11 protein-coding genes are annotated in these 11,838 nt (G+C 64.3%); 9 read left to right on the top strand and 2 right to left on the bottom strand.

The annotated features are described in order from the left end of the window. Positions 1–50 precede the first annotated feature (50 nt). Both F2P46_RS03625 and F2P46_RS03620 read right to left on the bottom strand, forming a co-directional pair. Positions 51–977 carry an AAA family ATPase gene (locus F2P46_RS03625; RefSeq protein ID WP_229509004.1) on the bottom strand — a complete coding sequence of 309 codons (927 nt, stop codon included), beginning with the start codon at positions 975–977 and terminating at the stop codon, positions 51–53. Beyond that, entirely contained in the window at positions 965–1,681 is a 717-nt protein-coding gene (locus tag F2P46_RS03620; protein ID WP_166885279.1) for an ABC transporter ATP-binding protein, read from the bottom strand. Before F2P46_RS03620 ends, F2P46_RS03625 begins: the two co-directional genes overlap by 13 nt. 294 nt (positions 1,682–1,975) lie before the next feature. On the opposite strand from F2P46_RS03620, the gene F2P46_RS03615 reads away from it, so the two are divergent. From F2P46_RS03615 to F2P46_RS03575, 9 genes are all read left to right on the top strand, one after another. Further along, positions 1,976–3,679, top strand: a complete 1,704-nt coding sequence (locus F2P46_RS03615) for a GspE/PulE family protein (RefSeq protein ID WP_166885277.1) — start codon at positions 1,976–1,978, stop codon at positions 3,677–3,679. 3 nt (positions 3,680–3,682) lie between these two features. Then, positions 3,683–4,915 (top strand): type II secretion system F family protein, encoded by a 1,233-nt coding sequence (locus F2P46_RS03610; RefSeq protein ID WP_166885275.1) that lies wholly within the window; start codon positions 3,683–3,685, stop codon positions 4,913–4,915. Further along, positions 4,912–5,433, top strand: a complete 522-nt coding sequence (locus F2P46_RS03605) for a prepilin-type N-terminal cleavage/methylation domain-containing protein (protein ID WP_166885273.1) — start codon at positions 4,912–4,914, stop codon at positions 5,431–5,433. Before F2P46_RS03610 ends, F2P46_RS03605 begins: the two co-directional genes overlap by 4 nt. A gap of 79 nt (positions 5,434–5,512) precedes the next feature. Next, positions 5,513–6,034 (top strand): type II secretion system protein, encoded by a 522-nt coding sequence (locus F2P46_RS38515; protein ID WP_166885271.1) that lies wholly within the window; start codon positions 5,513–5,515, stop codon positions 6,032–6,034. A 97-nt stretch (positions 6,035–6,131) separates the two neighbouring features. Further along, complete coding sequence (locus F2P46_RS03595; RefSeq protein ID WP_166885269.1) at positions 6,132–6,674, top strand: type II secretion system protein; 543 nt, start codon at positions 6,132–6,134, stop codon at positions 6,672–6,674. Next, a complete protein-coding gene (locus F2P46_RS03590) occupies positions 6,664–7,278 on the top strand; it encodes a type II secretion system protein (RefSeq protein ID WP_166885267.1) in 615 nt (204 codons plus the stop codon). Before F2P46_RS03595 ends, F2P46_RS03590 begins: the two co-directional genes overlap by 11 nt. Further along, entirely contained in the window at positions 7,275–8,123 is an 849-nt protein-coding gene (locus tag F2P46_RS03585) for a type II secretion system protein (RefSeq protein ID WP_166885265.1), read from the top strand. Before F2P46_RS03590 ends, F2P46_RS03585 begins: the two co-directional genes overlap by 4 nt. Then, complete coding sequence (locus F2P46_RS03580) at positions 8,120–8,593, top strand: pilus assembly PilX N-terminal domain-containing protein (RefSeq protein WP_166885263.1); 474 nt, start codon at positions 8,120–8,122, stop codon at positions 8,591–8,593. The genes F2P46_RS03585 and F2P46_RS03580 overlap by 4 nt, the downstream gene beginning before the upstream one ends. Next, positions 8,590–11,727 carry a DUF11 domain-containing protein gene (locus F2P46_RS03575; RefSeq protein ID WP_166885261.1) on the top strand — a complete coding sequence of 1,046 codons (3,138 nt, stop codon included), beginning with the start codon at positions 8,590–8,592 and terminating at the stop codon, positions 11,725–11,727. Before F2P46_RS03580 ends, F2P46_RS03575 begins: the two co-directional genes overlap by 4 nt. Positions 11,728–11,838: the final 111 nt, after the last annotated feature.

The following is an 11,838-nucleotide window of genomic DNA, read 5'->3' as shown; positions in this document are numbered from 1 at the left end:
CCAAGGCACAATAATGGCGGAAAAGTAAGCGTGGGGCAATTGCCGCACGTCTAATGGAAGAAGATGCTGCGCGAAACAAGCCACGCCAGCAACGATAGCGTGGTCATGCCGACAACTGCCATTGCCAGCGTCTTGCCGCCGGCCCTGTTTGGGCTGGCAAAGGCGCAGTCGGCGATTGCCGCCTTGGCGTGGCGCGCTTCGACCCGGTCGGACTCGTCGATGTAGGCCGCCATCAGGGCTTTGTCCGCCAGAATGTTAATGCGGCGGACGATGCCTTGCGACACGCGCGCGATGTGCCTGGCGGCGGCGGCGCTGAACACGGCCGGGCCGTTGTAGCCGGCCGCATGCAGGCGGAATGCGAGGAAGTCGGCAATCACATCGGGCGGCATGGCCGGCACCACGAAATTGTGGGTGATGCGTTCCTTGAACTGGCGCATGCTGGCCAGGTTCAGGTGCGCGTCGAGCTCGGGTTGTCCGAACAGCACGATTTGCAGCAGCTTGTGGCGCGCCGTTTCCAGGTTCGAGAACAGGCGCACTTCTTCCAGCGTTTCCAGGGGCATGGCCTGGGCTTCCTCGACCAGCAGCACCACCTGCTTGCCGGCGCTGTGGCGGGCGATCAGGTCCGCTTGCAGCATGCGCGTGACTTCGTCGATGCGCTTGCCGCTCACGTCGAGTTCGAGTTCGCCGGCGATGGCGTAGGCGACCTCGGTGTTTTTCAGGGTCGGATTGGCCAGGTAGATCACGTCTATGTGCTTGGGCAACTGGTTTTCCAGCATGCGGCACAGCATGGTTTTTCCGCTGCCTACTTCACCGGTCACCTTGATGATGCCTTCGCCGTGCTCGACCGCGTAGAGCAGGGCGTCCAGGATCTCGCCGCGCGTGTTGCCCGCGTAGAAGAAGGCCGGGTTGGGCGTGATGCCGAAGGGCGACTGGTGCAGGCCGAAATGCTTGTGATACATCTTGTTCAATTCACGCATGCGAGAAAGGCCTGTTCCAGCGTGGCCGCGTGGTAGGCGGCGCGGCAGGCCGCCGGGGTGCCGATGAAGCGCAGCCGGCCGCCGTGCAGGATGGCCATGCGGTCGCACAGTTCCTCGATGTCGGCCAGCGCGTGCGAGCTGAAAAACACGGTGGCGCCCTGGGAGCGCGCGTGTTGCAGGCGCTCTTTCAGGCGGGCGCGCGCCTTGGGGTCGAGGCCGCTCATGGGTTCGTCGAGCACGTAGGCTTGTTTGTTGGCCAGGAAGCAGGCGGCCAGGCCGAGCTTTTGGGTCATGCCTTTCGATTGCTTGCGTGCGGGCATGGCGAGGGCAGCGTGGTCGAGCTCGAGCGCGTCGAGCATGGCGCGGGCCTCGGCGCTGTCGTAGCGATTGCCGTGCAGTTTGGCCATGTAGGCGAGGAATTCGGCGCCGCTGAGGTAATAGGGCGGCATGAAGCGTTCGGGCAGGAAGGCCAGCGCGCCGCGCGCGCCGGGTTCGCGGTGGCTGCGGCCGAAGATGTCGATGCTGCCGCTGTCGACCCGCACGAAATCGAACAGGCATTTGAGCAGGCTGGTTTTTCCGGCGCCGTTGACGCCGACCAGGCCCACGCATTCCCCGGGCGCGATGTCGAGGTCGATACCTTCCAGCACCGGCGTGCCGGCGTAGCGTTTGACTAGCTGGCGAAAGCGCAGCGCGGGTGTGCTCATGTTGGCAATGTTGGCGAGTTTGGCAAGGTTGAGCAGGGGACGAGGCTCCGACTGTAGCCTATTCAGTATCGCATGCACAATGGTTGCACGTTAGTACGACACAAAATCATTGCGATTGTAAAAAACGAGTGTTTCTGGAATAGAATAGTTCGACGGTTTTGCGCGCGCGGATGCAAATGCCGCTAACTCTACAACCGTCATTCCCGCCTGCGCGGGAATGACGGCGCTAAGTGCGGTGGGCAACAGGCGCAGCCGCCGTCTTATTCTCTCGACAAGCATTCAACAAGGGTCTTCATGGCACGGCCAGAAAAAGTCCGCCTCGGCGAAATCCTCGTCCAGCAAAAGCTGTTATCCGAAGAGCAATTGGGTGCGGCGTTGCAAGACCAAAAGCGCACCGGCCGCAAACTCGGCCGCGTGTTCATCGAAAACGGCTTCGTCACCGAGGAACAAATTTCGGGCGCGCTCGCCAAGCAGCTCGACATTCCCTACATTAACCTCAAGTTTTACAACACCAATCCGGACATCGTGCGCCAGTTGCCGGAAACCCAGGCCCGGCGCTTTCGCGCCATCGCCCTGGAAGACCGCCGCGGCGTCCTGCTGATCGGCATGTCCGATCCGACCGACCTGTTCGCCTACGACGAGATCGCGCGCCTGGTCAAACGCAATATCGAACTGGCCGTGGTCAACGAGACCGAAGTGCTGGCCGCGATCGACCGCATCTACCGCCGCACCGACGAGATCACCGACTTCGCGCGCGAACTCGAACAGGACCTGGGCGACACGTTCGTCGACTTCGGCACCCTGGCCGCCAATCCGGGCCTGGAAGAAGCGCCCATCGTCAAGCTGCTGCAATCGGTGTTCGACGACGCCACCCAGGTGCGCGCTTCGGACATCCACATCGAACCGCAGGAAACCCGGCTGCAAATCCGTTTCCGCATCGACGGCGTGCTGCACCTGCAAACCGAGGCCGATATCAAGATTGCCACGCCGCTGGCGCTGCGCCTGAAACTCATGTCCGACCTCGACATTTCCGAAAAGCGCTTGCCGCAAGACGGTCGCTTCGCCGTCAAGGTCAAGCAGCAGCGCATCGACGTGCGGATTTCGACCATGCCGACCCAGTACGGCGAATCGGTGGTCATGCGGCTCCTGAACCAGGGCGGCACCACCCTGCGCCTGGACGCGATCGGCATGCCGGCGCGCCTGGTCGAAAAATTCCGCGCCATCGTGCAGCGCCCCAACGGCCTGGTGCTGGTCACCGGCCCGACCGGTAGCGGCAAGACCACCACCTTGTACAGCGCCTTGTCGGAACTCAATTCTGTCGAGAAAAAGCTGATCACGGTCGAAGACCCGGTCGAGTACCGCTTGCCCGGCATTAACCAGGTGCAGGTCAACGACAAGATCGAGCTCTCGTTCGCGCGCGTGCTGCGCTCGGCGCTGCGCCAGGATCCCGACATCGTCCTGGTGGGCGAGATGCGCGACCAGGAAACCGCCCAGATCGGCCTGCGCGCCGCGATGACGGGTCACCTGGTGCTCTCGACCCTGCACACCAACGACGCCGCCAGCACCCCGCTGCGCCTGATGGACATGGGCGTGCCGCGCTACATGGTGGGCAGTTCCCTGCAAGCGGTGCTGGCGCAGCGCCTGGTGCGGGTGATCTGCGAAAGTTGCAGCACCACCTATGAAGCCACGCCGCTTGAGCGCCAATGGCTGCGCGCCGAACTGCGCGAGCTGGCCGAGACCACCCAGTTCTATCACGGCAAAGGCTGCTCGCATTGCAACGGCATGGGCTACCGCGGCCGGACCGGCGTGTACGAGCTGCTGGAAATGACGTCCGCCGTGGTGGACGCCGCCAACCATCCCGACCCGGCCCACTTCCTCAAGGCCGCGCACGCCGAAATGCAGGGCGAAACCTTGCGCCGCCACGCCGTGCAACTGGCCGTCCAGGGCCGCACCACGGTGTCCGAAGCGATGCGCATCAGTAATCAGATCGAGGAATAAACCGTGCCGTTTTTCGCCTACAAGGGACGTAATGCCAAAGGCGAGCTGATGCAAGGCGTGCTGGAAGGCGCCGACAGCGGGGCCGTGGCCGACCAGTTGTTCGGCAACGGCGTCACCCCGCTCGATATCACCCAGACCAGCCGCGCCGTCACCAGCGGCGTCGAGGAAGGCTTTTTCGAGCGCCTGTTCGAGAAAAAAGTCACTTCGATGGACGTCCAGTTGTTCAGCCGTCAACTGTACACCCTGCTCAAGTCGGGCGTGCCGATCATGCGCGGCCTGGCCGGGCTGCAGGAATCGGCCATCAGCAAGTCGTTCGGCAAGGTCATCAAGGACTTGCGCGAGTCGCTCGACTCCGGGCGCGAACTGTCGGCCGCGATGCGCCGCCATCCGACCGTGTTTTCGAACTTTTACCTGTCGATGGTGCGCGTGGGCGAGATGACCGGGCGCCTGGAAGACGTGTTCCTGCGCCTGTTCGACCATCTGGAATTCGACCGCGACATGCGCGAACGGGTCAAGACCGCTACCCGCTATCCGACCTTTGTCATGATCGCGATGCTGCTGGCGATGATCGTGGTGAACATTTTCGTCATTCCCCAGTTCGTGAAGGTGTTCGAAAGCTTCAATTCGCAACTGCCGCTGATGACCCGCATCCTGATCGGCAGCTCGAACTTCATGGTGCGCTTCTGGCCGGCGCTGCTGGTGGGCTCGCTGATGGCTTTTTTCGGCTGGCGCACGTATATCAACTCGGTGGAAGGGCGCATGTGGTGGGACCGGGTGCGCCTGCGCCTCCCGATCGCCGGCAAGATCGTCCTGAAAGGCACCATGGCGCGCTTTGCGCGCAGTTTCGCGCTGTCGATGAAGAGCGGGGTGCCGATGGTGCAGGCGCTCACGGTGGTCTCGCAAACGGTCGACAACGCTTACCTGGCCTCGCGCGTGGAAGCAATGCGCGATGGGGTCGAGCGGGGCGAGAGCATCTTGCGCACGGCGGTGGCGGCCGGGGTGTTCACGCCGATCGTGCTGCAGATGATCGCCGTGGGCGAAGAAACCGGCTCGCTCGACGACCTGATGGATGAAATCGGTCAAATGTACGAGCGCGAGGTCGATTACGAACTGAAAACCTTGTCGGCCCAGATCGAGCCGATCATGATCGTGTTCCTGGGGGCGATGGTGCTGGTGCTGGCGCTCGGCATTTTCCTGCCGATCTGGGACCTGGGCAAAGCCGCTTTGCATAAATGAGACAGATTGCCACCCCATCAACGTTGTCAAATGCGCGTGGCTTTTCGCTGCTGGAACTGGCGGTGTGCGCGGTGGTGGTGGCGATACTCACGGGGGTGCTTTTACAACGCTTGCTGGACTATCGCGAACGGGCCGAACTGGCCGCCGTCGAGCAGCTCGCCGGGGTGCTGCGCACCGCGCTGGTGTTGAAGGTCGGCCAGTTGCGGGTGCGTGGGAAAGAGTCGGAGATCGCCTCGCTGGCCGGGAAAAACCCGATCGACTTGCTCGCCGAAAAACCGCGCAATTATGCCGGCGAATATTTCACGCCCACCCCGGAGCAGGTCGCGCCGGGCAACTGGTATTTCGACCGCAAGACGAAAACGCTGGTGTACTTGATAAGCAGGGAAAAGAAATTTCCACAAGGCACCGCGAAGCGCATAAGTTTCAAGGTAGAATTAACTCGCTTGCCCACAATCCCCGCCAAGCAGAGTGGTACGCCAGATGCACGGACCGTTGCCCTTACTCAAGTTAATAGATAAACCGCCGTTAAAGAATACGGTACTCGTGTTTCTGTTACGCACCTCATTGTTCACTGCTTAAAACGAATTGGAGATTCACATGAAAATGCAATCCATCGGTAAGTTCCGCCACGCCACCCAAGCTGGTTTCACCCTGATCGAACTGATCGTTGTCATCGTCATCCTCGGCATCCTGGCGGCCACCGCCTTGCCGAAATTCGCCGACCTCGGCGGCGACGCCCGCGGCGCCACCATGAAGGCGGCCAAGGGTTCGCTGGAAGCGGTGTCGGCCATGGTGCACGGCAAGTTCCTGATCAACCCGACCGCCACCGTGTCACTCGAAGGCGTGGTTGTGAATGTGGCCAACGGCTATCCGGTCGGCGACGCCAAGCTGCTGGAAGCGGCCGGCCTGAGCGCCAACGACTACGAACTCATCACCGCTGTCGGCGGCGGCACCAACTCCCCGACGCTCGCCGCCGGCGACGTGGCGGTGGTGCCAACGAGCGTGAAAGGTACCCCGAAAGGCTTGAACTGCTACGCGCTGTACAAGGCGGCAGTCGCCGGCGCCGCTGGCGCCGACCCGACCCCACCGAAGATCACCGCGGTTGTGACGTCCTGCTAAGCAGTCGCCGAGCGTGACTGACCGACTGGCGCATCGCAGCATGGGTAGCGCGGCCACGGCCGCAACCCATCGCGCCAGTCCATCCTGCAACACCCCCATGAGCAACCAGGTCCCACGCCAGCGCAGCGGCCAGCAAGGCTTCACGCTGGTTGAGCTGATCACCGTGATGGTGATCGTCGGCATCCTCGGCGCCGCCGCGGCGGCCCGCTGGTTCGACCGCGCCGGGTATGACGCGCCCGCCTTCACCGAGCAGGCAAAATCCCTGATCCGCTATGGCCAGAAAGTGGCCGTGGCCCAGAACCGTCCCGTCTTCGTGCGCCTCGACGGCGCCAGCGTGGCGCTGTGCTTCGCCGACGCCGCCGCCTGTCCGGTCAACCAGCGCGTGCCGGCCGCTTCCGGCAGCAACAGCGGCGAAAAAACCACCCTGAACCGCTGCGACCAGTCCGCCAGCTGGGCCTGCGAAGGCGCCTTGGGCGGCGTGAGCTACGTCACCAGTCCCGCCACCGCCATGTTTTTTTTCGATTCGCTGGGCCGTCCGGGCGTGGGCGGGGCGGGTTTTTCAAAAATGAGCATGACGGTCAAGGCCGGCGCCAACAGCGCCAGCCTGGTGGTCGAAGCCGAGACCGGCTATGTACATTGAGCCCTCACGCCCGCATCGCCCCACGCTGGCGCGCCAGCGCGGCATCAGCTTTGTCGAACTGATCATCTTCATGGTGATCATCGGGGTCGGCCTGACCGGCATCCTCAGCGCCATGAACCTGACTACCCGCACCAGCGCCGATCCGCTGGTGCGCAAGCAGGCGCTGATGCTGGCCGAAGGCTTGATGGAAGAAGTCCAGCTGGCCCGCTTCACCTTTTGCGACGCGACCGACGCCAGGGTCGAGGAGGCCAAGGCGCCGGCCCTGGGCGGCGAGAACTGCGCCAGCCTGGTCGAGAACGTCGGCAACGAGGCCGGCGCCACGCGTCCCTTCGACAACGTCAACGATTACGTGGCCGCCTACGGCACCCCGAGCGCCGCCTTCCTCAATGCGGGCAGGCTGAGCGATGCCGCCGGCCAGGACATCGCCTTGCCCGGCTATACGGTCATGCTGACCGTCTCTCCCACCGGCGGCCTCGGCCCGGCGGGGCGGCAAGTGCCGCAGACCGAAGCGCTGGCGATCCGCATCGCCGTCTATTTCAACAACGTGGAAAGCGTGGTGCTGGAAGGCTACCGCGTGCGCTACGCACCGAATGCGCCGCCATGAGCACGCGCCCCCGCCAGCACGGCTTTACCCTGATCGAAGCGATCGTGGTGATCGTCATCACCGGCATCCTGGGCGCCATCGTCGCCACCTTCCTGCGCCTGCCGGTGCAAAGTTATGTCGACAGCGCCGGCCGCGCCGAGTTGGCCGACACGGCCGATACGGCGGTGCGGCGCATGGTGCGCGAAATCCGCCTGGCCCTGCCGAACACGGTACGGGTGTCGGGCAACGCCATCGAATTTGTGCCGACCAAGACCGGCGGGCGCTACCTGGCGGCCGAAGATACGCTGGTGCCGGCCAACAATCCGGCCGGCGACCACCTGAACTTCGTCGACCCGGCCGACCTGACTTTCCGCGTGCTTGGGCCGCTGCAGGACGGCCCGCAGCGAATCGCCGCCGGCGACCTGGTGGTGGTCAACAACCTGATGATCAGCGGCGACGCCGCCAACGTGTACGCGGCCGTGCCGACCAACCGCGCCGAGGTGGCGGCGGTCGACGCCGCCAGCAAGGTGGTCACGCTCAAGGCCAATCCGTTCGCCGTCCAGAACCCGCCGATGGCCCATCCGATGCACCGCTTCCAGGTGACCGGCCAGCCGGTCACCTACAGCTGCGCCAACGGGGTGCTGGCGCGCCACGCCAACTACGGTTTCAATGCGAGCCAGAACAGCTATCCGAGCGCCGCGCCGGCGCTGCTGGCGGCCAATGTCGCGTCCTGCGAATTCCATTACACCCTGATCGGCAACACGCGCGCGGCGCTGGTGAGGCTGAGCTTGACCTTGCGCCGGCCGGACGGGCGCGATGGACCGATCCGCATGACGCAGCAAGTGCACGTGGACAATACGCCATGATCGCCCGCCCGACCTTGCGCCATATGCGCGGCGTGAGCCTGGTCACCGCCATCTTCCTGCTGGTGGTGCTGTCGGGCCTGGCGGTGGCGATGGTGACCCTGTCCACCACCGCGCACACCAGTTCCATGCTGGACGTGCAGGGTACGCGCGCCTATCTGGCCGCGCGCGCCGGCACCGAGTGGGGCGTGTACCAGGTCACGCGCGGGAACGGGGCGTGCACCACCGCGGCCTCGGGCGAGGCCAGCATCAGCACCTTCGCGCTGCCGGGCGACGGCGGCCTGGCGCGCATGACGGTGACGGTGGTGTGCCTGCGCACCATCGACAGTGCGACCCAGCAGGCCCGCTATACCGTGCGCAGCACCGCCTGCAACAGTCCGGGCAGCGGCGGCTGTCCGAATCCCAGCAACAGCGTCGATTACGTGCAACGCGTGGTGCACGTCGAATTCAGCGCGTCGGCGGAGGAACCATGAGGCCGCGCTGTTCATCATCGTGGAACGGGGCGCTGGGCACCCTGTGCGCGGCCGGCCTGCTGCTGGCGAGCCTGCCCGCGCGCGCCGATACGCCGATTTCGCTGTTCAAAAGCTACGCCGGACGCCTGAACTTTACCGGCGTCCAGAAGACCATGCGCACTGGCTCAAACAGCAACAATCCGTGCGCCATCAGTACCGGCACGCTGAGCGCCACCCTGGCCGGCATTCCGGCGACCGCCAAGATCGTCAGCGCCCATCTGTACTGGGCCGGATCGGGCTCCACCCCCGACTACACGGTCCTGCTGGACGGCGCCTCGGTCAGCGCGGCGAGCAACCGGCGCTTTACCACCGCCACCATCGGCTACAACTACTTTTCGGGCGCGGCCGACGTCACCGCCCAGGTCACGGCCAAGCGCAACGCCACGTATACCTTCGGCGGCTTGTCGATCGACAATGGCAATACCTATTGCGGGGTGCAGGGCGTGCTGGGCGGGTTTTCGCTGCTGGCGATCTACTCCGTGCCGGCGCCCGGAGAAACGTTTCGTGTGCTCAATCTGTACGAGGGTTTCCAGTACATCCGCACCTACGGCGCCGACAACATCAAAGTCAACCTGAACCTGAGCAACTTCAAGACGCCATCGCCGCTCGGCACGGCCACCGGGCGCATCGCCCACGTGACCTGGGAGGGCGACACCACGCTCTCGGGCGGCGGCGAAAACCTCAAGTTCAACGGCGCCGAGATGGTCGATTCGGCCAATCCGTCCGGCAACCAGTTCAATTCGACCAGCAATATCGGCGCCGCTGTCGACAACGCCTCCTACGGCATCGACTTCGATTCCTACGTGCTGGCCAGCCCCAAGCTGTTCGCCGGCCAGACCACCGCCACCATGCTGTACGAGTCGGGCCAGGACATGGTCTTGCTCAACGCCGAAATCGTCTCGGTGCCGAACGTCGACGTGGCCGACCTGTCGCTGGCGATCACGTCCAGCGGCACGCCGGCGCGCGGCAGCGTCATGAACCTGATCCATGCGGTGAGCAACAACGGACCCTTGCCGGACGCCGGCCCGATCACCGTCAAGCACACCTTGCCGACCGGGCTAGATTTCATCTCGGCCGGCGGCACCGACTGGACCTGCTCGCGCTCGGGCCAGGTGGTCACCTGCGTCTCGCCCGAGCAGCTGGCGGTGGGCGAGGTGGCGCCGGCCCTGACCATCAGCACCCGGATCGCCCTGACCGCGCCGGGCAGCATGACCGCCAACGCCAGCGTCGGCGGCTTGCAGTTCGATAACGACCTGGCCAACAACAGCGCCAGCAAGACCATCAGCTTTTCCAGCGCCAGGTATGTGTTTACCGACGGACCGTGCCGGACCGGCATCACGCCCGGCAGTGTCGGCCAGTGCAATTACCTGAGCATGCCGACCCAGCAGGCCGCGGTGAACGGCACGGTCTACATCACGGCGATCGACAACACCGCGCTCGACCTCAATTTCAAGACCGTGGTGCCGCCCAGCACCACGCCGACCCTGCAGTTTTCGATGAAGTGCGTCAACCCGACCACGGGGGCCGGCGGCGTCGCCAAGCTCAAGAACATTGCCCTGAAAGCGTGCATCGGGGCGTCCGCGCCGCAAAGCGCGACCCAGTGGCAAGCCATTCAAATGAGCTTCGATCCGAATACGGCCACTTCGCTGCCGGTGTCGTTCGTGTACTCGGACGTCGGCCAGGTCGAACTGCTGATGGCCGAGACCGCCTCGGCGCTGGCGCAGGTGAGCACCAGCGGCCAGTTCGTCGTGCGGCCGTACAAATTCGCCTTGAGCACGCCGCTGGCCAATCCGGCCGGCCTGGTCGAGCAGACCAAGATGACGGCCGATATCGGCCGCTTCTGGAAGGCCGGCGCCGGCTTCACCCTCGATGTGATCGCGCAAAACTTCGACGGCCTTCCGACCCCCAATTTTGGCAGGGAAACCACGCCGCAGATGGTCGACCTGATCACCACGGTCGCCATCGATTCGCAAAACTACGCCGATCCGGGCGACCCCACCTCGGAAACGCTGGCGTTCGCCGACATGGCGGTCGAGAACGGCGATCCGTTTCCCCAGGTGGAAGGGGAGTTTGCGCCGTTCAGCGGCGGGACCGCCACCGGTGCCAACTTTACCTTCGCCGAAGCCGGCATCATCAATGTGCGCGCGCACATGCAAGGGTCGGCCTATCTCGATACGGCCGACGTCACCAGCAACGGCATCGCGCTGGGCCGCTTTTATCCGGGCTACTTCCAGACCGAAGTGCCGATCATCATGTATTGCGCCGCGCCGCATCCGCTCGCCTGCAACAATATTGGCCTGCATTATTCGAAGCAACCGATCCAGACCGTCGTGCGCGCCTTCAATGCCGTCGGCCAGATCACCAAGTTCTACCAGGGCAAGTTCGTCAAGTCGCCCAAGCTGCTGCCGTTCACTACGATGGGCGGTGGGGCCCAGGCCACCAAGGGCACGCTCACGCCCAGTGCGATCACCGATGCGCAGACGGTGTTCATTCAGGGCGTGGCCACCACCTGGCCGAGCTACGACTATGCCGCCATCACCTACGAGCCGCTCGATATCTACCTGCGCGCCAGCGACGCCGACCTGGTCACCTCGGGCCGCGCGGGCTTGTCGGTCGAGGGCGGCACGAAAATCGCGCGCGGGCGGATGCTGGTCGAAAACGCTTTCGGTTCGGAATTGCTGCCGCTGGCGGTGACCATGCGCGCCCAATACTGGACCGGCACCACCGCCACCAACGGCCGCTGGGTCGGCAGCGCCAGCGACGCCATCAGCATCCCGCCGCCACCGGAAGCCGGCTCCGGCCAGGTGACCTTGCCGCACAGCGTCGCCAGCGCCCAATTGCGGCTCAGTTACACCCAATGCAAGGGCAACATGACGAGCTGCAATAGCCTCGCGCCCTTTCCGGACCCCAAGGCCACGCTCGGCACGGCGTACATGAAGGAGGGCGTGCTCAAGTTCAAGCTGGCGCCGACCGGCAAGACCGGCAGCGTCGACGCCGCCCTCAACCTGCCCGTGTGGCTGCCGTCCACCCCCGGCAGGCTCACCTTCGGCGTGTACAAAACCACGCCGCTGATCTACATCCGCGAGATTTTCTGATGGGCGCGCCGGGGGGGACAGCTAAGGAACATTCCATACTGCTATCACTATGCGGTGGAAATCCGACGGTTTCAGTTGCTGATCGCAAATTTCGTGTTAAATCGCGATGAA

The sequence above is a fragment of the Massilia sp. CCM 8734 genome (assembly GCF_011682155.1).
In the GTDB taxonomy this organism is placed as follows: Bacteria; Pseudomonadota; Gammaproteobacteria; order Burkholderiales; family Burkholderiaceae_D; genus Telluria_A; species Telluria_A rubra.
Note: the sequence above shows the minus strand (reverse complement) of the source record. Positions and strands in the feature narration are given on the sequence as shown.